24 protein-coding genes and 1 pseudogene are annotated in these 25832 nt (G+C 69.0%); 4 read left to right on the top strand and 21 right to left on the bottom strand.

Annotation, left to right across the window (positions count from 1 at the left end; genetic code table 11):
- Positions 1–13 precede the first annotated feature (13 nt).
- The 13 genes from tpiA to prmB form a co-directional block, all read right to left on the bottom strand.
- Positions 14–766 (bottom strand): triose-phosphate isomerase, encoded by a 753-nt coding sequence (gene tpiA / locus ACFOM9_RS04940; protein WP_386706775.1) that lies wholly within the window; start codon positions 764–766, stop codon positions 14–16.
- 176 nt (positions 767–942) lie between these two features.
- Positions 943–1896, bottom strand: a complete 954-nt coding sequence (locus ACFOM9_RS04935) for an isopenicillin N synthase family dioxygenase (protein ID WP_386706772.1) — start codon at positions 1894–1896, stop codon at positions 943–945.
- Between the two features lie 152 nt (positions 1897–2048).
- Positions 2049–3419, bottom strand: coding sequence for a phosphoglucosamine mutase (gene glmM / locus ACFOM9_RS04930; protein WP_386706770.1), 1371 nt, complete (start codon positions 3417–3419; stop codon positions 2049–2051).
- Positions 3416–4306 carry an acetyl-CoA carboxylase, carboxyltransferase subunit beta gene (accD, locus tag ACFOM9_RS04925; protein WP_386706767.1) on the bottom strand — a complete coding sequence of 297 codons (891 nt, stop codon included), beginning with the start codon at positions 4304–4306 and terminating at the stop codon, positions 3416–3418. The genes glmM and accD overlap by 4 nt, the downstream gene beginning before the upstream one ends.
- 48 nt (positions 4307–4354) lie before the next feature.
- Positions 4355–5191, bottom strand: coding sequence for a tryptophan synthase subunit alpha (trpA, locus tag ACFOM9_RS04920; protein ID WP_386706764.1), 837 nt, complete (start codon positions 5189–5191; stop codon positions 4355–4357).
- Positions 5192–5297: 106 nt separating this feature from the next.
- Complete coding sequence (trpB, locus tag ACFOM9_RS04915; protein WP_386707359.1) at positions 5298–6497, bottom strand: tryptophan synthase subunit beta; 1200 nt, start codon at positions 6495–6497, stop codon at positions 5298–5300.
- A gap of 41 nt (positions 6498–6538) precedes the next feature.
- Complete coding sequence (locus ACFOM9_RS04910; protein WP_386706761.1) at positions 6539–7246, bottom strand: phosphoribosylanthranilate isomerase; 708 nt, start codon at positions 7244–7246, stop codon at positions 6539–6541.
- A 78-nt stretch (positions 7247–7324) separates the two neighbouring features.
- Entirely contained in the window at positions 7325–8113 is a 789-nt protein-coding gene (gene truA / locus ACFOM9_RS04905; protein ID WP_386706758.1) for a tRNA pseudouridine(38-40) synthase TruA, read from the bottom strand.
- Positions 8114–8130: 17 nt separating this feature from the next.
- Positions 8131–10005, bottom strand: coding sequence for a FimV/HubP family polar landmark protein (locus tag ACFOM9_RS04900; RefSeq protein ID WP_386706755.1), 1875 nt, complete (start codon positions 10003–10005; stop codon positions 8131–8133).
- Positions 10006–10063: 58 nt separating this feature from the next.
- Complete coding sequence (locus ACFOM9_RS04895) at positions 10064–11080, bottom strand: aspartate-semialdehyde dehydrogenase (RefSeq protein ID WP_386707357.1); 1017 nt, start codon at positions 11078–11080, stop codon at positions 10064–10066.
- 123 nt (positions 11081–11203) lie between these two features.
- Positions 11204–11569, bottom strand: a complete 366-nt coding sequence (locus ACFOM9_RS04890; protein ID WP_386706752.1) for an NAD(P)-dependent oxidoreductase — start codon at positions 11567–11569, stop codon at positions 11204–11206.
- A gap of 8 nt (positions 11570–11577) precedes the next feature.
- Complete coding sequence (gene aroC, locus ACFOM9_RS04885) at positions 11578–12684, bottom strand: chorismate synthase (protein ID WP_386706749.1); 1107 nt, start codon at positions 12682–12684, stop codon at positions 11578–11580.
- Between the two features lie 136 nt (positions 12685–12820).
- On the bottom strand, positions 12821–13771 hold the full coding sequence (prmB, locus tag ACFOM9_RS04880; protein ID WP_386706746.1) for a 50S ribosomal protein L3 N(5)-glutamine methyltransferase: 951 nt from the start codon (positions 13769–13771) through the stop codon (positions 12821–12823).
- A gap of 101 nt (positions 13772–13872) precedes the next feature.
- Here prmB and ACFOM9_RS04875 point away from each other — a divergent pair, with 101 nt between their 5' ends.
- Entirely contained in the window at positions 13873–14517 is a 645-nt protein-coding gene (locus tag ACFOM9_RS04875; RefSeq protein ID WP_386706743.1) for an SCO family protein, read from the top strand.
- A 426-nt stretch (positions 14518–14943) separates the two neighbouring features.
- A complete protein-coding gene (gene asd, locus ACFOM9_RS04870; RefSeq protein ID WP_386706740.1) occupies positions 14944–15798 on the top strand; it encodes an archaetidylserine decarboxylase in 855 nt (284 codons plus the stop codon).
- Positions 15799–15959: 161 nt separating this feature from the next.
- Here asd and ACFOM9_RS04865 read toward each other — a convergent pair whose 3' ends face one another.
- The 8 genes and pseudogenes from ACFOM9_RS04865 to ispG form a co-directional block, all read right to left on the bottom strand.
- Positions 15960–16454, bottom strand: coding sequence for a DUF4189 domain-containing protein (locus ACFOM9_RS04865; protein ID WP_386706737.1), 495 nt, complete (start codon positions 16452–16454; stop codon positions 15960–15962).
- Positions 16455–16834: 380 nt separating this feature from the next.
- Complete coding sequence (locus ACFOM9_RS04860; RefSeq protein WP_386707354.1) at positions 16835–17131, bottom strand: DUF4189 domain-containing protein; 297 nt, start codon at positions 17129–17131, stop codon at positions 16835–16837.
- Positions 17132–17324: 193 nt separating this feature from the next.
- Positions 17325–17789, bottom strand: a complete 465-nt coding sequence (locus ACFOM9_RS04855; protein ID WP_386706734.1) for a hypothetical protein — start codon at positions 17787–17789, stop codon at positions 17325–17327.
- 8 nt (positions 17790–17797) lie between these two features.
- A pseudogene (locus tag ACFOM9_RS04850) lies at positions 17798–18343 on the bottom strand (type IV secretory system conjugative DNA transfer family protein); the annotation flags it as partial.
- Positions 18344–18384: 41 nt separating this feature from the next.
- Positions 18385–18630, bottom strand: coding sequence for a hypothetical protein (locus ACFOM9_RS04845; RefSeq protein ID WP_386706731.1), 246 nt, complete (start codon positions 18628–18630; stop codon positions 18385–18387).
- Positions 18631–18676: 46 nt separating this feature from the next.
- The gene (locus ACFOM9_RS04840) at positions 18677–20245 is read right to left on the bottom strand and encodes a type IV pilus assembly protein FimV (RefSeq protein ID WP_386707351.1); all 1569 of its coding nucleotides are present in this window, start codon (positions 20243–20245) and stop codon (positions 18677–18679) included.
- Positions 20246–20371: 126 nt separating this feature from the next.
- Positions 20372–21079: a phosphatase PAP2 family protein gene (locus ACFOM9_RS04835; RefSeq protein ID WP_386707348.1), complete on the bottom strand. Its 708-nt coding sequence runs from the start codon at positions 21077–21079 to the stop codon at positions 20372–20374.
- Between the two features lie 7 nt (positions 21080–21086).
- Complete coding sequence (gene ispG / locus ACFOM9_RS04830) at positions 21087–22376, bottom strand: flavodoxin-dependent (E)-4-hydroxy-3-methylbut-2-enyl-diphosphate synthase (RefSeq protein ID WP_386706729.1); 1290 nt, start codon at positions 22374–22376, stop codon at positions 21087–21089.
- Positions 22377–22662: 286 nt separating this feature from the next.
- On the opposite strand from ispG, the gene xseA reads away from it, so the two are divergent.
- Both xseA and ACFOM9_RS04820 read left to right on the top strand, forming a co-directional pair.
- The gene (gene xseA, locus ACFOM9_RS04825; protein WP_386706726.1) at positions 22663–24006 is read left to right on the top strand and encodes an exodeoxyribonuclease VII large subunit; all 1344 of its coding nucleotides are present in this window, start codon (positions 22663–22665) and stop codon (positions 24004–24006) included.
- Between the two features lie 381 nt (positions 24007–24387).
- The gene (locus tag ACFOM9_RS04820) at positions 24388–25821 is read left to right on the top strand and encodes an aldehyde dehydrogenase family protein (RefSeq protein ID WP_386706723.1); all 1434 of its coding nucleotides are present in this window, start codon (positions 24388–24390) and stop codon (positions 25819–25821) included.
- Positions 25822–25832: the final 11 nt, after the last annotated feature.

The raw sequence follows: 25832 nt of genomic DNA, 5'->3' as shown, positions 1-25832 counted from the left end.
CCGCTCGAGGGATTCAGGAAGCCGCCGCCTTGGCGATGGCCAGGAAATCGGCGGCAACGAGCGAGGCCCCGCCGATCAGCCCGCCATCGACGTCCGGCTGCGCAAACAGCTCGGCCGCGTTGTCGGGCTTCACGCTGCCGCCGTACAGCAGCGGTAGCAAGCCGGCGATTGTAGCATCGCGCGCCGCGGCCTCGCCACGGATGAATGCGTGCACGGCCTGGGCCTGCTCCGGACTCGCCGTGCGCCCGGTGCCGATCGCCCAGACCGGCTCGTAGGCGACCACGGCGCCTTCCAGGGCCCGGGGACCGGCCAGCGCGAAGACCGGTTCGAGCTGGCTGGCGATCACGTATTCGGTCTGCCCCGCTTCGCGCTGCTCCAGGGTCTCGCCCACGCACAGGATCGGCACCAGTCCGGCGGCCTTGGCGGCGGCGAACTTGCGTGCCACCAGCGCGCTGTCTTCCTGGTGGTACTGGCGGCGCTCGGAGTGGCCCACCAGGCCATAGGTCGCGCCCACGTCGGCGATCATCGCCGCCGACACCTCGCCGGTGTATGCGCCCTTCTGGTTGCAGCTCACGTCCTGCGCGCCGAACCCGATGCCCCGGCCCTCGAAATCCTCGATCAGATCGCCCAGGTAAGGCAGCGGCGGCAACACCACGATGTCAACGCCGGCCACCGGCAGCCCCCCGGCCAGGCCATCGAGCAGCTCGGAGGCGAAGGCACGGCTGCCATGCAGCTTCCAGTTTCCGGCGACGATCCTGCGGCGCATCGGGCGACTCCTGTGGAAAGACGCACAAGGATAGCCGATGGGTGTCGGAGCCGAGTCGCCCCAGCAGCGCGCAGGCACCGTGCAGGAGCCGCTGCAGCCGTGAGTTCCGCCAAAATCCAGATCGGGAAAACCCGCAGCGGATGTCGGCTCCTGGAAGCGACACCCAGCCCTGGTCGCTACTTCAGCTTGATCTCGCGCAGCCGCTCCTCGAGGTAGCCCTGCGCGGTGATCGGCTCGGGATAGCGGCTCGGGTTGTCGACGGTGATGGTCGACGGCAGCACGTCGATCAGGAAGTCCGGGTTGGGGTGCAGGAAGAACGGCACCGAGTAGCGCGGCTGCCGCGCCTGGTCGCCCGGTGGATTGACCACGCGATGGGTGGTCGATGGATACACGTGGTTGGTCAGGCGCTGCAGCATGTCGCCGATGTTGACCACGATGGTGTCGGCGTCTGAGGTAAACGGCACCCAGTCGCCCTGCTTCGACAGCACTTCCAGGCCCGCGGCGCTGGCGCCGACCAGCAGGGTGATCAGGTTGATGTCCTCGTGGGCGCCGGCGCGCTCGTTGGGGACGTCGTCGGCGGTGATCGGCGGGTAGTGGATCGGGCGCAGGATCGAATTGCCCGAATCGGTCTTGTCGGCGAACCAGCGCTCGGGCAGGCCGATGTGCAGCGCCAGCGCCGACAGCACCTGCGCGCCGAGCTGGTCGAGCGCCTGGTACAGCGCATAGCCCTTCTCGCGGAACCCGTCGACCTCGGAAGGCCACAGGTTGGGCGGCATCACGTCGCGGTACCTGGAGTCGTCCGGGATCTCGCGGCCGATGTGCCAGAACTCCTTGAGGTCGAAGTGCTGGGCGCCCTTGGCGGTCTCCACCCCGAACGGCGTGTAGCCGCGCGCGCCACCGCCGCCGGCCACGTGGTACTGCTTCTTGGTGTCCTCGGGCAGCGCGAAGAACGCCTTGAACACCGCGTACGCATCGTCGATCAGCGGCTGCGCGATGCCGTGGTTGCGGATGCCGGCGAAGCCCCATTCGCGGTAAGCGGCGCCGAGCTCGTCGACGAAGGCCTGGCGATCCTCCGGGTTGCGCGGATGGGTGAATCGGCGGATATCGAGCGTGGGGATTCGGGCTGGCATGCGATGGCTCTTGTCGGGGTTCCCAGCCTCCGCGAGAGGCTGGCGGGAAACGTGGGCGCGATGCGCGCGGTCAGGCGGGAAGCGTGGCGCGCCTTGGGCGATAGGTTAGTCCAGGCCGCAGGTGCCTGCCCGCTCGCGCGCGCTCCGGAGCGTCAGGCGGCGGCGCGCACCGCGTCGGCGAGCGCCTCGAGCGTCGACTGCACCAGCGCGGCGTCGTCGGCCTCGACCGTGACCCGCACCACCGGCTCGGTGCCGGAAGGGCGCAGGAACGCGCGCCCCCTCCCGGCGACACTGGCCTGGGCGGCCGCCAGGGCGGCTTTCACGCTGTCGGCCTCGGCGGGTCTGGCGCCGTTGGAATAGCGCACGTTGATGGTTTTCTGCGGCACCTTCTCCATGCCGCGCAATCCTTCCTGCAGGGTGATCCCGCGCCGGTGCAGCACCTCCAGCACCTGCAGCGCGCTGACGATGCCGTCGCCTGTGGTCGCCCGGTCCAGGCACAAAAGGTGGCCCGAAGCCTCGCCACCGAGGTTGCTGCCGTGCTCGATACACGCCTGGTGGACGTAGCGGTCCCCGACCCTGGCCCGGAAGAATCCGATCCCGGCCTCGCCAAGCGCGCGCTCGAAGCCGAAATTGCTCATCAGGGTGCCGATGACCGGGCCGTGCAGCCGCCCGCTGGCCTTCCAGTCGCTGGCGAGCAGGAACAGCAGGTCGTCGCCGTCGCGCACTTCGCCATTCCCGTCGACGAACAGGACGCGGTCGCCGTCACCGTCGAAGGCGATGCCCAGTTCGGCACCGGTCTCGCGCACCCGCGCAGCCAGCCCTTCGGGATGCATCGAACCGACGCCGTCGTTGATGTTCAGGCCGTTGGGATCCACGCCCATCGCATCCACCCGCGCGCCGAGCTCGCGCAGCACCATCGGGCCGATCTGGTAGGTGGCCCCGTGGCCGCAGTCGACCACGACACGCATGCCGCCGAGGTCGAAGTTGCGCGACACCGAGCTCTTGCACGCTTCCACGTAGCGGCCCACGGCATCCCGCGTGCGGACCGCCTTGCCCAGAAGCTCGGACGACACCGTGCTGAACGGATTGTCCAGCGCCGCTTCGATGGCCAGCTCGGTCGCGTCGTCCAGCTTTTCGCCTTCCGCCGAGAAGAACTTGATGCCGTTGTCGTAGTGCGGGTTGTGCGAGGCGGAGATGACGATGCCGCCGTCTGCGCGCAACGAGCGCGTCAGGTGCGCCACCGCCGGGGTCGGCATCGGCCCCATCAGCTGCACGTCGACGCCGGCAGCCGACAGTCCGGCCTCGAGCGCGGCTTCGAACATGTAGTTCGAGATCCGCGTGTCCTTGCCGATGATCACCTGCGGCTTGCGCCACTCGCCGCCGCGCTTCTCGCCCGCGGCCGCCTTGGTGGCGCGCAGCGCGTGGCCATAGGCGTTGCCCAGGCGCAGCACGAAATCGGCCGAGATCACGCCCTCGCCGACCCGGCCGCGGATGCCGTCGGTGCCGAAATACTTCCTGCTCATGCGTCCACCACCACGTCGTCTTCCGGTTGCGGCTGTCGCATCAACAACGCGAGCAACGCCGCGATCCGGTCGCGCAGTTCGCGGCGGTCGCAGATCTGGTCGATGGCGCCATGCTCGAGCAGGAACTCCGAGCGCTGGAAGCCCTCCGGCAGGGTCTCGCGCACGGTCTGTTCGATCACCCGCGGGCCGGCGAAGCCGATCAGCGCCTCGGGTTCGGCCAGGTTGATGTCGCCAAGCATCGCGAATGATGCCGAGACGCCGCCTGTGGTCGGATGGGTCATCACCGAGATGTACGGCAGTCCCGCCGCGCGCAGGCGCGCCAGCGCCGCCGAGGTCTTGGCCATCTGCAGCAGCGAGAACAGGCTTTCCTGCATGCGCGCACCGCCACTGGCCGAAAAGCACACGAACGGCGAACCGATCTCCAGCGCGCGCTCGGCGCCCAGGGTGAAGCGCTCGCCCACCACCGATCCCATCGAGCCGCCCATGAAGGCGAAGTCGAAGGCGCTCGCCACCAGCGGCTGCCGCTTGAGCGTGCCCTGCAGGGTCACCAGCGCATCGCGCTCGCCGGTGCTCTTCTGCGCGGCCTTGATCCGGTCGGCGTACTTTTTCTGGTCCTTGAACTTCAGCACGTCGGTCGGGCCGAGCGCGGCGCCGATCTCCTGCGTGCTGCCGGCATCCAGGAATCCGCGCAGCCGCACGCGGGCGCGGATCGCCATGTGGAAATTGCACTTCGGGCAGACCTCGAGGTTCTCTTCGAGTTCGGGCCGGTACAGCACCGAGCCACAGCGATCGCACTTCTCCCACAGTCCCTCGGGGACGCTGCGCTTCTTCGGAGCGCCGGGTTCGGTGCGGATGCGGGCGGGCATCACTTTTTTCAGCCAGGACATGCGATCGGGTTGCCGTTGGGCGGCCGTGGCCGCGTCAGGCGTGAAAGTCTAGCGCACGCGGCCGGCCGGCCCGGCGCCGCCGGCACCGTCCAGCGCCGTGCGCAGGGGCGAAAGGAAGGCGCCGGCCCGCGCCGCGGCGTCCGCCGGGCTGTCGGCATCGGCCATGGCCGCCACCAGGGCGCTGCCCACCACGACGCCATCGGCATCGGCGGCCATCGCGGCGGCGCTGGCGGCGTCGCGGATGCCGAAGCCGACGACCACCGGCGCGCCGCTCATCGCACGGATCGTGCGCAGGCGCGCCGAGGCCATGTCCGGGTCGAGCTGGTCCGAGGCACCGGTGACCCCGGCGAAGCTGACGTAATAGAGGTAGCCCTGCACCTGTGCGCACAGCGCTTCGAGCCGCGCATCGGTGGTCGTCGGCGAGGCCAGCAGCACCAGCGCCACGCCGTGCGCGGCAAAAGCCTCGCGGAAGCCGCCGGCTTCCTCGGGCGGCAGGTCCACCAGCAGCACCCCGTCGACGCCGGCGCCCGCGGCCTGTTTCGCGAACGCTTCCGCGCCGCGCACTTCCACCGGATTGAGGTAGCCCATCAGCACCACCGGCGTCGCGCCGTCGCGCTGACGGAATGCGCGCACGCTGTCGAACACATAGGCAAGCCCGGCGCCGCGCCCCAGCGCACGCTCGGAGCTGCGCTGGATCGTCGGACCATCGGCCATCGGGTCGGAAAACGGCACGCCCAGCTCGATCACGTCCGCGCCGGCATCCACGAGCGCATGCATCACCGGCACCAGTGCTTCCAGCGACGGATCGCCGGCGGTGACGAACGGGATCAGCGCCTTGCGGCCGGAGACCTTGAGCTGGGCGAATGTGCTGTCGATGCGGTTCATTGGCTTTTCTCCTTCCCCATCAAGGGGAAGGCCGGGATGGATGGGCTTCGTGGCAGCCGGAGGAAACGCCCTTCGCTCTCCAGCAGTCCCCTCGAAGGGGCGGGCGTCACAAACCCATGCCTTCGCGCGCAGCGATGGTGTGTACGTCCTTGTCCCCGCGGCCTGACAGATTGCACAGCACGATCGCGTCCTTCGGCATCTCGCGCGCCAGCGCGATCGCCTCGGCGATGGCGTGGCTGGATTCGAGGGCGGCGAGGATGCCTTCGGTTTTCGCCAGCAGGTGGAATGCGGCCAGCGCCTCGTCGTCGGTGACGCCCACGTATTCGGCGCGGCCGGTGTCCTTGAGGAAGGCGTGCTCGGGGCCGACCCCGGGATAGTCCAGGCCCGCGGACACCGAGTGCGTCTCGGTGATCTGGCCATCGTCGTCGCACAGCACGTAGGTGCGGTTGCCGTGCAGCACGCCGACGCGACCTGCCTGCAGCGACGCCGCGTGGCGACCGCTGGCGATGCCCTCGCCCGCCGCCTCGGCGCCGACGATGCGCACGCCACGGTCGTTGAGGAAGGCGTGGAAAATGCCGATGGCGTTGCTGCCGCCGCCGACACAGGCGGTGACCGCGTCCGGCAGCCGACCATGTTCGGCCAACATCTGCGCGCGCGCCTCGCGCCCGACCACGGCATTGAAGTCGCGCACCATGCGCGGGTACGGGTCGGGACCGGCAACCGTGCCGATGATGTAGAAGGTGTCGCGCACGTTGGTGACCCAGTCGCGCATGGCCTCGTTGAGCGCGTCCTTGAGCGTCGCCGAACCGCTGGTCACCGGTACCACTGTCGCGCCCAGCAGCTGCATGCGGTAGACGTTGATCTTCTGCCGCTCGATGTCGGTCGCGCCCATGTAGACCACGCATTCGAGGCCCAGGCGCGCGGCGACCGTGGCCGATGCGACGCCATGCTGGCCGGCGCCGGTCTCGGCGATGATCCGGGTCTTGCCCATGCGGCTTGCCAGCAGCGCCTGGCCGATGGTGTTGTTGATCTTGTGCGCACCGGTGTGGTTGAGGTCCTCCCGCTTGAGCAGGATGCGCGCGCCGCCGACATGGGCGGAAAGACGCGCCGCCTCGTAGATCGGACTGGGCCTGCCGACGTAGTGGGCCAGGTCCTGGTTGAAGGCTTCGATGAACGCGGGGTCCACGCGCGCGGCGTCATAGGCCGCGGCCAGTTCCTCCAGCGGCGCGATCAGGGTCTCGGCAACAAAGCGTCCGCCGTGGCGGCCGAAATGGCCACTGGCGTCCGGCCAGGCGTGGTAATCGATCGCGTCGGCGAGGTCCGCCGCCACAGAGTGGCGCGGCGCGCTCACTTTCCGATCCCGTTGGCGCGGGCCGCGGCGGCGCCGCCGATGTCGATGTCCGGCTCGACGTGGCAGTCGGCGCGCCGCACTTCCTCGACGAACGCACGCATGCGATCGCCGTCCTTGATGCCGACGGACGCCTCGATGCCGCTGGACACGTCCACGCCCCACGGCAGGGTCCGCACGATCGCATCGAACACGTTGCCGCTGTCGATGCCGCCGGCCACGATCACCGGCCTGACCAGCCCCTTCGGGATCCGCGACCAGTCGAAGCTGCGGCCGCTGCCGCCGTCGGTGCCTCCACCGTGGCTGTCGAACAGGAACGCGGCCGCGCCGGAATAGCGCACCTGCAGGGCCATCGCATCGCCGACGAGCGCGTCGCCCATGGCGATCGCCTTGATGTAGGGCACGCCGAAGCCGCGGCAGAACGCGTCGTCCTCGTCGCCATGGAACTGCAGCAGCGACGGGCGGACCTGTTTCACGACTTCACGGACTTCGTCGGCGCCGTTGTCCCGGAACACCGCCACGGCATCGACCAGCGGCGCCAGCGCATTGCGCATCGCCCGCGCCTCGTTGGGGTGGATCTTCCGCGGGCTGCCTTCGGCGAAGACGAAGCCCACCGCGTCGGCCCCCAGTTCGCTGGCCAGGCGCACGTCGCCAGGCCGGGTCATGCCACAGAACTTGATGCGGGTTCGAAACAGCGTGCGGGACATTGCCGGGTCGGGGATCGGGAACGGTCGGCTAGCGTACCCGCTCGGGCGTGCCAGCGGCGTGCAATGCCGCGCGCGCGATCATGCCGGCAGCGTCACTTCCGGGGGAAGGCCGCACTCGGCCGGATACAGCGGCCCCACGAACACCAGCCCGCCGGGCGGGGCGGTCGGACCGGCGACGGTCCGGTCGCGGCCGGCGAGCAGCGTCGCCATCCACGACTCGGGCTGGATCCCCTGCCCCACCAGCAGCAGCGATCCCACGATGTTGCGCACCATGTGGTGCAGGAACGCGTTGGCCTGCACGTCGACGTGCACGTATTCGCCGTCGCGCGCGACCCGGATGTGCTGCAGGTCGCGGCGCGCATGCGCGGCCTGGCAGTGCACGGTGCGGAAGGCGGAGAAATCCTGCTCCCCGAGCAATGCCTGCGCCGCGCGATGCATCGCCTCGGCGTCGAGCGGCTGGCGCACCCACGACAGGTACTGGCGGCCGAGCGCGGGCCGCATCGGGCGGTTCAGGATGCTGTACCGGTAACGCCTTGCGCGCGCCGAGAACCGGGCGCTGAACCCATCGGCCACCGGCACGCACCAGCGCACGCACACCGCCTGCGGCAGGCGCGAGGTGGCGCCGAGCATCCATCCGCGCGGTTCGCGCGCAGCGTCGCTGTCGAAATGGGCCACTTGGCAGCGCGCGTGCACGCCGGCGTCGGTGCGTCCGGCGCACACGGTGTCGACCTGCGCGTTGGCGACCGACGACAGCGCCTGTTCCAGCAGTTGCTGCACGGTCGGCACCGCTTCGACGCCGGGCTTGCCCAGCCGCTGCCAGCCGAACAGGCCGCTGCCGTCGTACTCGACGCCGAGCGCGTACCGCACGTGGCCCGCCGGCCGCCTCAGACCAGCTCGCGCAGCAGCCGCGCCGCCTCGCCGCGCGCCGCGGCGTCGCCACCGTCGGCCACTTCCTGCAGCAGGCCGCGCGCGGTGTCCACGTCGCCCAGCTCGATATAGGCGCGTGCCAGTTCGATGCGGTCGTGGCCGACGGCCGCCGGCTCGTCCTCATCGACCGCCGCATCAACCGGGGCCGCTGCGGCGGGTGCCGGGGGAGCCGGCGTACGCACGGGCGCCGGCGCCGGATCCACCGCTGGCGGGGGCTTTGGCGCGGCCGCGGCAGGCGTTGCTGCCCCGGCATGCCAGGTCGGCGAACCTGCGGCTTCCAATGGCGCCGGTGCGGCGGGCACGACTGCGGCCTCGGGCCGCTTCGTCACCACCGGCGAAGGAATCCCGGCCGCGAGCCGCGAAGTGTCGAACGCGGGACGCTTCGGCGCGGGAGCCTTGCCCCGCATCAGCAGCCACGCCAGCAGCGCCACCACCAGCAGCGCGCCAAGCGCCCACGGCCAGACCGGCGTGCCGCCCTGGGCCGTCGCGGTCGAAGGCGCCTGCGTGGCCGCCTCGGCCTGGCGCGCGGCCAGGGCCTGCTGCGTCTCGGCCAGCTTGCTGTCCTTCAGTGCGATGAGCTGCTGCTGGTCCTGGCGCAGCTTCTCCAGTTCCGCGACCTGCGTCTTGAGGTCCTGCACTTCGGCGTCGCGCGCCGCCAGGGTTTCCTTGGTTTGTTGCAGTTCCTGCAGCATGTCGCCCTCGCCGCCGGCCTGGGTGCCGGATCGTGTTCCCGCCTGCCGCGCGTCCTTGCTGGACGGCGGTACGATTTCCAGCCGCGCGTCCGCGGTACGCGCGGCGGATCCGGCGGCCGCCGGGGCGCCGTCCGCCTCGGCTGCATCACCGGCGGCGACGGCCGCGGGCTGCGTCGCCGGTTTGCGCATCTCGCGCCACTGCCCGATCTGCTCGTGCACGATCGCCCGCGCCTCGCGCGCGCTGTACTGCGACAGCTCGGACGAACCGGGCACGCGCAGGACCGCGCCGGCCTTGATCAGGTTGACGTTGCCCTGGATGAACGCGTCGGGATTGGCGCGCAGCAGCGCCAGCATCACCTGGTCCAGCGAGTGGCCATCGGGATCGACCGAGCGCGCGATCTTGCCGAGCGTGTCGCCCATCCGGACCGGTCCGTATTCCCCCGGGGTCGCGGCAACCGGCTGCGCGCGCGGTGCGGACTGCGCTGCCGGCGTCGGAACCGGGACCGCGGTCGGCTCGATCGCGTTCCCCGGCGCAGGCGCCTCGCTGGCCTGCTCCGTGGCCACCGGCGTAGCCGGCTGCGCGGCCGGCTGCGCGGTTTGGGGCGTCGGCGCGGCGGCCGGCGGCGGTTCCGGCGCAGGGGCCGGGGCCGGTGCGACGGGCTCGCGCACGATGGCATTGCCCGGCGCGGCGACCGGCGCCTCGATCGGCGGCTGCGCGGGCGCGGAAACCGTTCGCGGCGCGTCGAGCAGCGCCGAGTATTCGCGCACCAGCCGCCCCTGTCCCCAATCCACTTCCAGCAGGAAGGTCAGCAGCGACTCGTCCACCGGCGCGGCGCTGGTGACGCGGATCACCGGCCTGCCCTGCGGATCCAGGGCGACGCGGAACTGCAGCCCGGTCACCGTGCCGCCGGGCGGCTCCAGCCCCACCCGCGCGAAGGTCTCCGGCGATGCCAGCCGGACCTGCAGGTTCTCGAGCTCGCCCGGATCGTTGGACACGATCGCGATTTCCGCCAGCAGCGGCTCGCCGCGCTGCGACTTGACCGTGATCTGGCCGAGCCCCAGCGCAAACGCCGGCATCGCCAGCGCGATGAGCAGCAGCGCCAGCCACGGCAGGCACGCCTTGTGCAGTGTCCTGGTCACGCCATTCCCCCGGTTCATGGCCCGACTCTAGCCGCCGCGCCCGTCGATCCGCAACGCTTCAGCCTTCACCGGCCACCAGCTCGGCGATCTGGACCGCGTTGAGCGCCGCGCCCTTGCGGATGTTGTCCGAGACCACCCAGAGGTTCAGCCCGCGCTCGTGCGAGAGGTCGTCGCGGATGCGCCCGACGTACACCGGGTCGTGGCCGGAAGCATGGGTGACCGGGGTCGGATAGCCGCCATCGACCGGCTCGTCGACCACTTCCACGCCCGGCGCCGACTGCAGCAGCTGGCGCGCCTCGGCGGCGGTCAGCTTGTCGCGGGTTTCGATGTTCACCGCCTCGGAATGGCCGTAGAACACCGGCACCCGCACCACGGTGGCATTCACGCGGATCGTATCGTCGCCGAGGATCTTGCGGGTCTCGTCGACCAGCTTCATCTCCTCGGTGGTGTAGCCGTTGTCGGTGAAGTCGCCGCCGTGCGGGATCACGTTGAAGGCGATCTGCACCGGATAGACCTCCGGATCCACCGTCTGGAAGTTGAGCAGTCCCGCTGTCTGCCGCCCGAGCTCTTCCAGCGCCTTGCGCCCGGTGCCCGAGACCGACTGGTAGGTGGCGACGTTGATCCGCTCGATCCCCGCCTTGCGGTGGATCGGCGCCAGCGCGACCAGCAGCTGCATGGTCGAACAGTTGGGGTTGGCGATGATGCCGCGCGGGCGATGTTTTGCCGCTTCCGGGTTCACCTCGCTCACCACCAGCGGCACGTCGGCGTCCTGGCGGAAGGCCGAGGAGTTGTCGATCACCACCGCGCCGGCCGCGGCGAACCTGGGCGCGTACTCCCTCGAGATCGCGCCACCGGCGGAGAACAGCGCGATCTCGACGCCCGCCGGGTCGAAGCTCGCCAGGTCCTGCACCTGCAGCTGGCGGTTGCCGAACGCCACCTTGGTGCCGACCGAGCGTTCGCTGGCCAGCGCGACCAGCTCCCCGATCGGGAAGCCGCGCTCTTCGAGCACCGCCAGCATGACCTCGCCCACCGCGCCGGTGGCACCCACGACCGCAACCTTGTACTGCCTGCCCATCGATTGTTCCTGCCGGCCGTCGGGCCGATGTTGTTGCATGCAATGTCCTTGCAGGAGCAGCTTCAGCCGCTAACCTTCGCTCCGGCAACGGCCGGGCGAAAGAGATCGCGGCTGTAGCCGCTCCTACCGGGAAGCCTGTTTCGCGGCGATCGCGCTCGGCGAACTGCCCGCGCCCGGCCTGAATCCCATCGCCGCGACGGGATTATCCACTGCCGGTGCCACCATTGCGCGCCGCGTCGAGAGAGTTGCGCCGGCGATGCGCGGCTCTGGCACCACGTTGCCGTGCGCCAGCGGGCGCGAGGTGACTGTCGGTTGGCCTTCGAACACGTCCGGCCCTGCCGTCGCGAGGCGAACGCCGCAAGGCGGCGTCGCCAGCGCGCCTTCATCGATCAGCCCGCCGCGCGCGATGTTGGCCAGGTGGCTGTGGATTGCAACTTCAGGAGTCGGCCAGCCTGCGGCCACGATTTGCGGCACGCCAGCGACGGCCAAGCTTCGCTTCAAGCCGGGATCCGCGGTGCAACGTCGCCCACGTCGCCGCACTGCGCCCGGTGCCGCAGCGCGTGGTCCATCAGCACCAGCGCCAGCATCGCCTCGCAGATCGGCGTGGCGCGGATGCCGACGCAAGGATCGTGGCGGCCGGTGGTGACGATCTCCACCGCGTGGCCTTCAACGTCGATGCCATCAACCGGCAGCCGCAGGCTCGAGGTCGGCTTGAAGGCCACCGAGCAGACGACCTGCTGGCCACTGGAGATGCCGCCCAGGATCCCGCCGGCGTGGTTGGACTCGAATCCATTGGGCGTCATCGCATCGCGGTGTTCGCTGCCCTTGGCCGCCACCGACGCGAACCCGTCGCCGATCTCCACGCCCTTGACCGCGTTGATCGACATCATCGCCGCGGCAAGCTCCGCGTCGAGCTTGCCGTACACCGGTTCGCCCCAGCCGGGCGGCACGCCGTCGGCCAACACGGCGACGCGCGCGCCGACCGAATCGCCGGACTTGCGCAGCGCATCCATGAAGGTTTCGAGTTCCGGCACCTGCGCCGCATCGGGCCAGAAGAACGGATTGGCCTCGACCGCGCTCCAGTCCGGATTGCGCCAGTCATGGGCGCGCGGCAGCACGTCGCCGATCTGCGCCAGGTGGCCGCGCACGCGCACGCCGTAGCGTTCGGCCAGCCATTTCTTCGCGATCACCGCGGCCGCCACGCGCATCGTGGTCTCGCGCGCCGACGAGCGCCCGCCGCCGCGCGGATCGCGGGTGCCGAACTTCTGCCAGTAGGTGTAGTCGGCGTGGCCGGGCCGGAACTGCTGCGCGATGCGGTCGTAGTCCTTGCTGCGCGCATCGGTATTGCGGACCAGCAGCGCGATCGGCGTGCCGGTGGTGCGGCCTTCGTAGACGCCCGACAGGATCTCGATCGCGTCGGCCTCGTGCCGCGCCGACGTGTGGCGGGTGCGGCCCGTGGCGCGGCGGGCGAGATCGTGGGCGAAGTCCTCCGGCGCGATCGCGATGCCAGGCGGGCAGCCATCCACCACGCAGCCGATCGCCGGCCCGTGCGATTCGCCGAAGGTGGTGACGCGGAACAGATGGCCGAACGTATTCAAGCCCACTCCCCTGCTTTTGCTCCCCCCTTTGAAAAAGGGGGGCTGGGGGGGATTTGCTCTGGCCCTTCAGCACAAAGCAAATTCCGCCTGCCCCCCTTTTTCAAAGGGGGGGAAAGCAAGACCGCACGAGGCTCCGCGGCGCTCAAAACAGCGCGCCCGACGCCTCCGCCGGCCGCGGCTCGCGTGCGGCGGCCAGCTCGCGGATGCGCGGGTGGTGGGCAATCAGTTCCGCGCATTCCACCGCGAAGATGCCCATCTGCCCGACCTTGAACTCGATCCAGGCGAACTCGACGTCCGGCAGCAGCTTCACCAGCGCACGCTCGGATTCGCCCACCTCGCAGACCAGCAGCCCGTCCTCGCTCAGGTGCAGCGGCGCGTCGCGCAGGATCCGCAGCACCAGGTCCAGGCCGTCGTCGCCCGCGCGCAGGCCCATCTCCGGCTCGTGCGAATACTCCTGGGGCAGCGCGTCGGTCTCGTCATTGGTGACGTAGGGCGGATTGGTGACGATCAGTTCGTAATGGCGCCCAGAGAGGCCAGAGAACAGGTCGGACTTGATCAGCTTGACGTTGTCGGTCTGCAGCCGCGCCTTGTTCTCGGCGGCCAGCGCCAGCGCGTCGTCGGACAGGTCGGCGCCGTCCACCTGCCAGTCCGGGTTGTAGTGCGCCATGGCGATGGCGATGCAGCCCGAGCCGGTGCACAGGTCCAGCGCACGGCGCACCTCGCGCCCGCCCAGCCAGGGCTCGAAGCCGGCCTCGATCAGTTCGGCGATCGGCGAGCGCGGGACCAGGGCGCGTGGGTCGCTGCGGAAGCTCAGGCCGGCGAACCAGGTTTCCCCGGTGAGGTAGGACGCCGGGATGCGCTCCTCGATCCGGCGCAGGAACAGCGCCAGGACCTCTTCCTTCTCCGCCAGCGTCACGTGGGCCTGCCCGTAGGCCGGGCCGAGGTCGTGCGGCAGGTGCAGCGCATGCAGCACCAACTGGGTGGCCTCGTCGATCGCGTTGTCGTAGCTGTGGCCGAACGTCAGCCCCGCCGCGTTGAAACGGCTGGCGCCGTAGCGGATCAGGTCGATGATCGTATGCAGTTCGTCGGTCATGGCGGCGGGCGCGCACGGCAGGTCGGCCGGGCCGGGAAGTATAACGGTGGCGCGGTTATCATGGCCGCACTTCAAGTATCGCGTGAAGAAGCGCCGCCGCCATGTTCAATCGCACCACCCTCATCGTCCTGGTCATCGCCGTCGCCGCCGGCCTCGGCCTGCTGGCCTCGCAGAAGTTCTTCGCCGCGCCGGCGCCCACCGGACCGGCGATGCAGACGACCACGCTGCTGCCGCAGCCGCGCGAGCTGCCCGCGTTCGCGCTGCGGCAGTCCGATGGCACCCCGCTGGTGCCGGGCGAGCTCAAGGGCCACTGGACGCTGGTGTTCCTGGGCTTCACCTATTGCCCGGACGTCTGCCCCACCACGCTCACCGAACTTGCGCAGGCGCAGAAGCAGTGGGAAGCGCTGCCCGAATCGACCCGGCCGCGGGTGCTGTTCGTCTCGGTCGACCCCGAGCGCGACGACCCCGACCGCATCGGCGAGTACGCCCATGCCTTCCACCGCGACACCCTCGCCGCGACCGCCGACGTGCCCGCGCTGGAGAACTTCGCCCGCTCGCTGTCGCTGGTGTTCGCCAAGGTCCCGGCCGCCGAAGGCGCCCCGGCCGACAGCTACACCATCGACCACTCGGCCACGCTCGCCGTGCTCGACCCGCAGGGCCGCATGGCCGGCATCATCCAGCCGCCGCTGCAGCCCAAGGCCATCGCCGCCGACCTCGCCGCCTTGAGCCAGGCCTCCTTCAAATAGCGCGGCCCGGTCTCAGCCGCTGCAGGTGCGCAAGCCCGAGGTGCCGGGCACCTGAGAAAGGGGTGCCGTCGCACCGGGTTTGGCATCGCTCCCAACGATGCACTCCTTCCACGGGCAGGCTGGCGACCTCCGGGCCTCTTGTAGGAGCGGCTTCAGCCGCGAGCTCCTCGTGGGAGCGGCTTCGGGCGAGCTGTTGCAGCGGCGCGTTCTGCCGAGATTGTTCCTGGCCGGTTCCACCGGCATCGCGCCTGCCACGGCACGTGCACGCGCCAGCCTTCATCGTTCCGATTCGCCCCGCCAGCCAACCCGCGGCATCGCCACACTGGAACAGCACGCACGACCGCCAGTCGCCAATTCCTCCGCGCCCCAACACAACACCCACCGCCCCCACGCCCGTCTGCTCGTATTTCGGATACAACACCCCCCATGAGCCTCGTCACCAGCCTCACCTACGTCCTGCCCCACCGCCTGCTGTCCTCGCTGGCGCGCCGCCTGGCGTACTCCGACAACGTCCGGCTCAAGCGCTGGCTGATCGGTACGGTCTCGCGCAAGTTCGGCGTGGACCTGTCCGAAGCCATGCACCCGGACCCGGAGGCCTACCCCACGTTCAATGCCTTCTTCACCCGCGGCCTGAAGGAAGGCGTGCGCGTGGCCGACCCCGACCCGCGCGCCCTGCTGATGCCCGCCGACGGCCGCATCAGCCAGTGCGGCCGCATCGACAACGGCCGCATCTTCCAGGCCAAGGGCCAGTCGTTCACCGCCGCCGAACTGCTCGGCGACGAGGACGCCGCCGAACCGTTCGCCAACGGCCTGTTCGCCACCGTCTACCTGTCGCCGAAGGACTACCACCGCGTCCACATGCCCTGGACCGGCACCCTGCGCGAAACCGTGCACGTACCCGGGCGCCTGTTCTCGGTGGGCCCGGACGCGGTGCGCCGCATCCCGCGCCTGTTCGCCCGCAACGAGCGCCTGGTCTGCCACTTCGACACCGACTTCGGCCCGATGGCCGTGGTCCTGGTCGGCGCCCTACTGGTCTCGGGCGTGGAAACCGTCTGGAGCGGCGAAGAGATCCCCGCCTACGGCGGCACCATCACGGTCAAGGACTACCGCACCGGCGACGAGGGCGAGCCGATCATGCTGGAGCGGTTCGAGGAAATGGCGCGGTTCAACTATGGGTCGACGGTGATCGTGCTGCTGCCGGAGGGGGTGGCCGAGCTGGCTGGCAATCTGTCTGCCGAAGTCCACGTACAGTTGGGCCAGAAGCTGGCGCTTCGCGCCTGAGAACAAGCCCTCGCCGCCACCTTCATCGATCGAGCGATGCTCAATCACGCCACTGGATTTAAGTCAGCGTGTGCTACAGATGCACACCGATTCGGGGCGACTCAACTCCAGATCAAGTCGCTACTAGAAGCGAGGGGCTACCGAAAGCGCGCTCCCCTCAACTACCAAACCCTCCAAGCATGACTACAGCCAGACCAGTACAAACGACAATCCCCTCCGCCATCCCCGCGACAATGTTCCATCCCCAGATCGATAGCCTCCCTCTTAGTTGGAGCACTGGCCGTCGCCGAAAGTCCTTCTCCAGCGATCACGGCCGCACATTGATTCACGAAAGTGCGCCACACCTTGCAATTTCCTCCTCCACGCTTCTTGCACTCGGCAACTGCCCCCTTCTTGGCTTTTCGCTTGCTTGGAAAATCCGTCTCGATTCCCACAACGCCATTTCCATCGGCGGCAATTGCCCCCCAACTATCGGCCCATTTCTCTTGAGGTAAGGATGGCGCACTAGAGCCGTAAGAAGAATCACTGGGGTCTACCAGCGATGACGGACCACACTGCGCACTACCTCCAGCAACACCTTGCGGGCATGCTGTTTGTGCAAATGCAGCATCGCATAGTGCTAGCAGAATCGCTGCAACGATGACCTCACTTCTCATCCCACACCTCTGTTGTTCTGAAATCTTTCCTAGGTATGGTCTGCCGACCGGGTGTCAAATCGACGGCTCCGGAAAGCGAGGCGCTTGATCTAGTCCTGTAAAGCATTCTGGCTCTCGCCGACATCGATCGAATCGATGCTTGAAAATGCTAATGCATGCAACGCAGGCCTAAGCTCTTACGATACCCGCTCACCAAGACGCGTCACTCCATTATCAGAGATGGAGAAGGCTGCGGCCATTGGTAGGAGCCACACATCAGTCCACCCACATGCAACGCCATGCTGTTGACACCCGTCGGCGCCCCCATAAGTCATCCGTCCATGATGTCGCGAAAAAACATTCACTCTTAACGTCGACGCTAAATCAGGACATCAGATGTATCACTGAATTCTCTTGGCTGTGCTGCATCCAGAATAGTAAACATGGCAATCAGTTCCGCCACCCTTCACACAATCTTGCATAGCCAGCCTCGTGGCCCGCCCGATTGTAGGAGAACTCACAATGTAACTCTTGTTCCCGTCCACCACTACAAGGCATTGATTTTTGTACGTGATAGCAACCACACACTCCACGCCGCCGCGAACCTTGCATTCCTCGATAGCGGCACGCTTCGCACGCCGTTTGCTTGGCAGGTCTGTAACGATCCCGGAAATTCCATTCTCAACGTCTGAGGCCATTCCACCCCAGCTATCAGCCCATCGGATCTGGGAGGCAGGAGGTGCAATAGTGGAAGCCGGTTCAATCATGGTTGACGGCCCGCACTGCGCACTACCGGAAGCAACCCCTTGCGGGCATGCTGTCTGCGCCCATGCGCCACTGCTAGCGATAGTTAGCAATTGCGTGAATATAATTGAAAGAACAGCCCTCATGTCATATCTCCGATGGCTTGAAATCTCTCCTAGGTACAACATGCTGAGCAGAACTTGAATTATCCGCACCGGACATTCGACTACTGACGCTCGATGCATAGCTACTGGTGTTGTGCCCCCCGCCTTGAGAAGTATGCTGATTATTCTGTGACGTCGGCTGCACCCCACCCGGATTCCCACCATGTCCCGGCGGGAAACTGTTGCCGCCCCCCCAACGACCATTTCGCGAGGCACTGGCGCCACCATCACTGCTGAAGGCGGTATATGGGGTGAATGCGCCCAGCATGCCTTGGAAGAAGGCTGCGGCCATCGGCGGAGCGGTCACGATCAGAGCCGTCAGGATCAAGCCGAGTCCGCCTTGCTGCAACGCCATGCTGTTGACGCCTTCCGTGGAAGCCCCGGTGAACTTGCCGACCCAGAAGGCGGCCGACACAGCCAGCACCATCTTCAGCGCGATGGCGACCATGACGCTCAGGCCCGCCAGCCGCTGGTCAGCTCGAAGTTCTCCTGCTTGATGTCCAGCACCACGACTGATTCGCGATAGTCGAGCAGGTTCGGAATGACGATGCCGACGCCCTTGCCCGAGCGGGTGGGCGCGGCCAGGATCACGAACTGCTGCCCGCCCAGGCGCAGAAGACTGCCATTGTGCTTGCCGACGATCAGGCCGGTGTCCGACTCCTTGAACAGACCGTGCTTCGCGAGGTCACCGGCAGTCGCGAAGCGCGCATTGCCGTGCAGGGACTGCTTCGACGGCCTCAGGATCAGCACCAGCAGCGCGGCGCAGGCAAGCAGCGGCAGGCCGAAGCCGACGTAGCCCGCGATTCTGATCCGCCCGGCATAGGGCGCCACCTGCGGCATGCCCAGTGCCTTGAAATAGGCGTAGTAGGTTCCGAGCCCGGCCGCATTGGTGTTGAGTTCGAGAAAGAGAAGCGCCAGGAAGCCGGACAGATAGGCGCCCGCCGCCAGTGCGAGCACCGTGACGAACAGCGCGAAGCCGAGTTTCTTCCGTTCGAACTGCATGCTGATCCCTTCCCCTTTTACGTTGGTGCCGAACCTGGGCGCTAACGTGGAGTCCGCGCTTTCCGCGACCGCGGCCGGAGCTTGCGCGGCGACGCCACGTCCTCGGCCACCAGCCGCTCCAGCCAAGCCCTCGCGTCCTCGAGCGTGTGCTCGTAATGCAGCCGTGCGCCCGACATCGTCATGACCACGAAGGCGATGACGTCGCGCGGGTCGTAGGTCTCGCCTGTCGTCAGTGCAACGAGCTGGTAGCCGCCCATCGTCTGGATCGGATGCGCGTGTTCGCTCATCGCGCACTCCCTCGGGCTCCGGCGGTCCGCGTCGCCCCTGAGCGCATCAGGGACCTTCCAGTGCCGCATCACGGATTCCCGGATGCCAGGCAGGTGCGGACGAATGCGGGCGCCCCACCCCATCGGTTTGCGGGCCGTTCGCGTCTTTGCCGTACCCGCTGTCGCGTCCTGCCTCACCGGCGTTCGCAACAAGCGGGCTGGGGCCGCTGGCAGCGAGCATTCGCGCTCCTGCGCCACGCCGTCCCAGCCACCACGCCAGTGGAAGCAGGACCGCGAAAGCCGCGGCCAGCCAAGGCCACGCCGCGACACGTTCCGCGGGCCGCGCCGCCAGTTCGGCATCCTTGAGGGAGAGCACCGCCTGCTGCTCGCGCTGCAGCTGGTCCAGCTCTGCGATGCGTGCGCGCAATTTCCGGAATTCCGCGCTGCGCATGGCCTGCGATTCGGCGGATGCCGCAGCCACTTTCAGGAGCACATCCCCGGTCCCATCGCGCGCGGCGCCCGATTGCAGCGCAGCCATGCGTTCGACCTCATCAGGCGCCGGCGATATTTCGAGGCGCGCGGGCGCGACGCGTGGCACGGGCGCTTTCATCGCGGGCGGTAACGGGGCTTCCGCCAGCGTCGGCAACGCCGACGGCTGCTGGGGAACGGGCTTGCCTTCGCGCCAACTGCGGATGTGTTCCTGGACCATTGCGGCCGCTTCAGCGGCGTCGTACCCCGACAGCTCGGCTTCCGCGGGCGCGCGCAGGATGCTGCCCTGCCGGAGAAGGTTGATGTTGCCGCCGATGAATGCGCCCGGGTTGACCCGAAGCAGGGCCAGCATCGCCTGGTTCAAATCGTGCCGATCGTCGACATAGTCGCGCGCGATCTTCGACAGCATGTCGCCGGTCCGGACCGGACCATAGTCGCCGGGGGATGGCGCGCGTGCGGGGCCCGGTGTCGCTGGCGTCCGGGAAGAAGTGCGCGGCGCGGGCGTTGCCGCAGCCGCTTTTGTCGCAACGTTGGCGGCCAGTTTTGTCGCAACGTTGGGCGACGGTGCGGACCGCTTCACCGTCGCCCCCGCGGCCAGCGGAACCGGCTGCGCCGGAACGCGCGATGCGTTGGGCACGCCGGCATCGACATCCGCCGCCAATGGAATCGCCACCGGCGGCGCAGCGCGCGCAATGAGGCCTGGCGCGCCGGCCTCCGGCAACCCAACCGGTGGCGGCATCGGCGACGCAATCGCGTCCGGCGCCGACAGCGACACGGAATATTCGCGCACCATGCGCCCGTCGCCCCAGTCCACTTGGATCAGGAACGTCAGGAACTCCTGTTCGACCGGCGCGGCGCTCGTAACCCGGATGACCGGCTTTCCGCCTGCGTTGCGCGCCACCTGGAATTGCAGGCTCGCCACCACGCCACGCGGGCGCTCGAGGCCAATGCGCGCGAACGTGGCCGGCGACGCCAGCCGCGCCTGCAGTTTTCGAAGGTCATCCCGGTCCGCCGAGACCACCGGAATTTCGGCGAGCAACGGCTGGCCGATCCCGGACTTGAGTTCGATGCGCTCGATATCCAGCGCCGAGGCCGGCAACGACACGGCCAGCGCGGACAAGGCAAACAACGACAGCTTTCGCAGCATCCCGGCCACGCCCCCGATTCATCCCTGCCTGAACTGTAAGCGTCGGGGCTTGCAGCTTTCAATGCCGGGCACGGCTAGCCAGCGCGATTGCGCCAACTGCTGCAGCGGGTTGTGACGCTGGTCCGGTTACTGCACGACGTCGGCGCCATTGCGCCAAGGCCGCCCTCCCCACCGAAACACCATCAGGTACACCCCCGCCGTCCACGCCACCGCCGCGGCCCAGCCGGCGAGGATGTCGGACGGGTAATGCACGCCCAGGTACACGCGCGACAGGCCGACCATCGGCACGAACACGGCCATGGCGGCGAACACCGGCCAGCGCCAGCGGGTGTTCCAGGCCAGCAGCACGAGGACGACGGCCAGGGTCATCGAGCCCATCGCGTGGCCGCTGGGGAAGCTGTAGTTGTGCTCGGGCGCGATCGATTCCCACAGGCTGGGACGGTCGCGGGCGAAGGCCTGCTTGGCGGCCAGGTTGAGCAGCGCCGAGCCGCCGGTGGCGACGGCGGCGAACACGCCTTCGCGGTAGCGGCGACGCAGCGCGAGCGCCAGCACCAGGGCGATATCGACCGGCACCACGCCGTACAGGTAGCCGGTCGCGGAGAACAGCAGGAACAGCTGGTCGAAGCCCGAGCGGGCCATCGCGTTGGCGGCCAGCAGGATGGGCTCGTCGAAGGGGAAGCCTTCGGCCTCGCGCACCTCGTCGGCCAGTTCGGCGAATCCCCACAGCGGCAGCAGCAGGCCGGCGAACAGCAGCAGCAGCGGCCAGCCGTGGCGGCGCAGGAACGAGGCGCCGGCACGGGTCTCCTCGCGCAGCGCGCGCGACGGGCGTTCGATCGGCGGCTCAGGCCGGCTGGGCGGCACGGCCGTAGCGACGTTCGACGTAGCCGTCGATGAGATCGACGAACTCGTGGGCGATGTTGGCGCCGCGCAGGGTCACGGACTTTTCGCCGTCGATGAACACCGGCGCGGCGGGCGCCTCACCGGTGCCGGGCAGCGAGATGCCGATATCGGCGTGGCGCGATTCGCCGGGGCCGTTGACCACGCAGCCCATCACCGCCAGCGTCATGTGCTCGGCGCCGGGATGGGTGATCTTCCACTCGGGCATCCTGGCGCGCACGTGCTCCTGCACCACCTTGGCCAGCTCCTGGAAGAACTCGCTGGTGGTGCGGCCGCAGCCGGGGCACGCGGTGACCATCGGGGTGAACGCGCGCAGGCCCATGGTCTGCAGCAGTTCCTGGGCGACGACGACTTCCTGGGTGCGCGATGCGCCGGGCTCGGGCGTGAGCGAGATCCTGATGGTGTCGCCGATGCCTTCCTGCATCAGCACCGCCAGCGCGGCGCTCGAAGCGACGATGCCCTTGCTGCCGATGCCGGCCTCGGTGAGGCCCAGGTGCAGGGCGAAGTCGCTGCGCTGGGCGAGGTCGCGGTAGACGGCGATCAACTCCTGCACGCCGCTGACCTTGCAGCTGAGGATGATGCGGTCGGCCGGCAGGCCCAGGTCCACCGCGCGCGCGGCCGAGTCCAGGGCCGAGCGGATCAGCGCCTCGCGCAGCACGCGGCCGGCGTCCCAGGGATCGGCGCGAAGCGCGTTCTCGTCCATCAGCCGGGTGGCGAGCGACTGGTCGAGCGAGCCCCAGTTGGCGCCGATGCGCACCGGCTTGTCGTATTGCAGCGCGAACTCGATTAGCTGCGCGAACTGGGTGTCGCGCTTCTTGCCGAAGCCGACGTTGCCGGGGTTGATGCGGTACTTGGCCAGCGCCTGGGCGCAGGCCGGCTCGTTGGCGAGCAGCTGGTGGCCGTTGTAGTGGAAATCCCCGACCACCGGCACTTCGATGCCCATCATCGCCAGCTTCTCGACGATGCGCGGCACCGCATTGGCGGATTCGGGATTGTTGACGGTGACGCGGACCACCTCGGACCCGGCGCGCCACAGCTCGGCGACCTGCTTCACCGTCGAGGCGACATCGGCGGTGTCGGTGTTGGTCATCGACTGCACCACCACCGGCGCGTCGCCGCCGACCAGGACGTTGCCGACCCGCACCTGGCGGGTGCCGCGGCGCGGCGCGGGGCCGAACGCCCAGCCCGACAGGGGTTGGACGATGGCGTGGACGGCGGCGGGATCTGCATTCATGGCGCCATTTTAGTCGGTCTGGCGGACTTGGCGGCGTGGTGGCCGATCGGCGTTGGCCCGTTGCGCCGGTGCGGCCCGACGCGTACGGGCTCGCTGCTGGCGCCGAATCGCAGCACGCGCCCTGCCAACCGCGCCGTTGGTCGCAATCGCTGCCTAGGGCTGGCAAGCGCCAGGAGCGCGGTCAGCCTCGAAGCTTCCGACACGCGCACGGCGCAGTGGCGGGGCTGCTTCCACGCGCGTGGCGCCATTTCTCCGGCCGTGCGACACGGGCCGGTATCCTGTGCCCATGCCCGCGCCGACCGATAACGTCCTGACCCCGAGCCAGCTCAACGTGCTGGCGCGCAACCTGCTGGAGGACGCCTTTCCGCTGGTGCTGGTGGAGGGCGAGATCTGCAACCTGTCGCGGCCCGCGTCGGGACATGTCTATCTCACGCTCAAGGACGCGCGCGCCCAGGTGCGCTGTGCCCTGTTCAAGCCCAAGAGCCAGTGGCTGCGGTTCCAGCCGCGCGACGGGCAGCGGGTGCTCGCGCGCGGCCGTCTCACGCTGTACGAGGCGCGCGGCGACTACCAGCTGATCCTCGATTCGATGGAGGAAGCCGGCGAAGGCGCGCTGCGGCGGGCGTTCGACGAGCTGAAGGCCAAACTGCAGGCCGAGGGCCTGTTCGACGCCGCGCGCAAGCGCCCCCTGCCCGCCTACGTGCGCCGCCTGGGCGTGCTCACCTCGCCTTCCGGCGCCGCTGTGCGCGACGTGCTGAGCGTGCTCGCGCGGCGCTTTCCGCTGCTGGAGGTCGAGGTGCTGCCGGTGCAGGTCCAAGGCGCCACCGCCGCCGCGCAGGTGGTGTCGATGCTGCAGCGCGCGGCGGCCAGCGGGCGCTTCGACGCGCTGCTGGTGGCACGCGGCGGCGGCTCGCTGGAGGACCTGTGGTCGTTCAACGACGAAGCGCTGGTGCGGGCGATCGCCGCGTCGACGGTGCCGGTGGTGTCGGCGGTGGGCCACGAAACCGACTTCACCCTCGCCGACTTCGCCGCCGACCTGCGGGCACCCACCCCATCGGTGGCCGCCGAGCTGCTGGTGCCCGAGCGCGCCGATCTGGTCGCGCGCCTGCGCGCGCTGCAGCAGCGCCTGCAATCCCATCACCTGCGGCGCCTGCGCGACGCCATGCAGCGTGCCGACCGCGCGGCGCTGCGGCTCAACGCGCTGCGCCCGCAGGCGCGGCTGCAGCAGCTGCGGGCGCGGCAGGAGGTCGCCATGCAGCGGCTGGTCAGCACCTTCAATGCGCGCGAAGAGCGCAGGCGGGCGCGCCTGCGGCATGCCGAAGCGGTGCTGCGCGCGATGGCGCCCCGACGCCGGCTGGCCGCGCTGCGCGAACGCCTGGCCATGCTGCATCCGCGGCCGCAGGCGGCGATTGCCAGGCGACTGCAGCGCGATGCCCTGCGCCTGCGTGGCCTGGCGCGCTCGCTCGAAACCGTCAGCCCGCTGGCCACGGTCGCGCGCGGCTACGCAATCCTTCAGCACGAGGACGGGCGCGTGGTGCGCACGCTGGGCGACGCGCGGGTCGGCGACCCGCTGGATGCGCGCCTGGCCGACGGCACGCTGCGCGTGCGCGTCGAAGGGGCCGGTTCTTCCTAGCAGCCGTGCAAGTGCAGCTGCAGAGCGTCGTGTGGGCAACGCTCTTGCAGGAGCGGCTTCAGCCGCGAGCTTTGCCGTGGTTCCTCCCCCTACGAAGGCTGGGGACGTGGGGACGGGGTGGTCACGGTTCGGGCTGATCCCGAAGGCACCCCTCCCCGGCCCTCCCTGCCTTCGCAGGGGAGGGAGCAAACCTGGCCTCCCCCATGCCTTTGCGAGGGAGGCGCGACCCTGCCCGCCTTCGCAGGTAAAGAGCAAGAGCTCGCGGCTGAAGCCGCTCCTACAAAGCCGTGTTGCAAATCGATCGTGCAAGCAGCCGCAACGACACGCCTGCAAACCCGGCGTTAACGCGGGCCACGGGATGCTGGGGCAAAGGAGATCGCCATGCTCGACAAGACCTATCCCTATTACCTCGCAGGCAAGGCGGTCGCCGCCAACACCGACCTGGAAGTGCTGGACAAATACTCCGGGAAGCGTGCGACGCGCGTGGCGTTCGCCGACACCGCGACGGTGCGAAAGGCGATCGCGGCGGCCACCAAGGCCGCGCCGGCGATGGCTGCGTTTGCGCACGACGCGCGTCGCGACGTGCTCGAACACTGCGTGGCCCGCTTCACCGAACGCCATGAGGAACTCGCGCTCGCCCTGTGCATCGAAGCCGGCAAGCCGATCAAGGACGCCCGCGGCGAAGTGACGCGGCTGATCGACACCTTCCGGATTGCCGCCGGCGAAGCCACCCGCCTGGGCGGCGAAATCGTCGACATGGAAATCTCCAGGCGCACGCGCGGCTATCGCGGCATGGTGAAGCGGGTTCCGGTCGGGCCCTGCGCCTTCATCACGCCGTTTAACTTTCCGCTCAACCTGGTGGCACACAAGGTGGCGCCGGCAATCGCCGCCGGCTGCCCGTTCGTGCTGAAACCGGCGGCGAAGACGCCGATCGGTGCGCTGATCATCGGCGCGGTGCTGGCCGAAACCGACCTGCCGAAAGGCGCCTTCTCGATCCTGCCGTGCAGCAACGACGACGCCGGCCTGCTGGTCGAGGACGAGCGCATCCGGCTGCTCAGCTTCACCGGCGGGCTGGTCGGCTGGGACCTCAAGGCCCGTGCCGGCAAGAAGAAGGTGGTGCTCGAACTGGGCGGCAACGCCGCCTGCATCGTCGACCGCGATCCGGGCCTCGAACTCGACATCGTGGTCGAGCGCATCGTGTCGGGCGCCTACTACCAGTCCGGGCAGAGTTGCATCGGCGTGCAGCGCATCTTCGCCCATGCCGACGTCTATGCGGAGCTGCGTCGCAGGCTCAAGGCGGCGGTGGCGAAGCTGGACATGGGCGATCCGCGCAAGGAGAAGACCTTCATCGGCCCGATGATCGACGAGGAGGCGGCCAAACGCGTCGAGTCCTGGATCAAGGCCGCAAGGAAGGGCGGCGCGAAGCTGCTTGCAGGCGGCGACCGCAAGGGCAACATGCTGCCGGCCACGCTGCTGGAGAACGTGCCGCACGACGCCGACCTGTACCGCAAGGAGGCCTTCGGGCCGGTGGCCGGGGTGGAGTCGTTCGAGGACTTCGACGACGCGCTGGCACGGGTCAACGACAGCGAGTTCGGCCTGCAGGCCGGCGTGTTCACCGGCAGTCTTGCCCACGCGATGCGTGCCTGGGATCGCCTCGATGTGGGCGGCGTCGTGATCGGCGACGTGCCCAGCTTCCGCGTCGACAACATGCCCTACGGCGGGGTCAAGGATTCGGGCCTCGGTCGCGAAGGCGTGCGCTACGCCATCGAGGACATGACCGAGCCGAGGCTGCTGGTGATCCGCGACCCGGCGTGAGGCCAAAGGCG

It is taken from the genome of Luteimonas notoginsengisoli, from assembly GCF_042648885.1.
GTDB lineage: Bacteria > Pseudomonadota > Gammaproteobacteria > Xanthomonadales > Xanthomonadaceae > Luteimonas > Luteimonas notoginsengisoli.
Note: the sequence above shows the minus strand (reverse complement) of the source record. Positions and strands in the feature narration are given on the sequence as shown.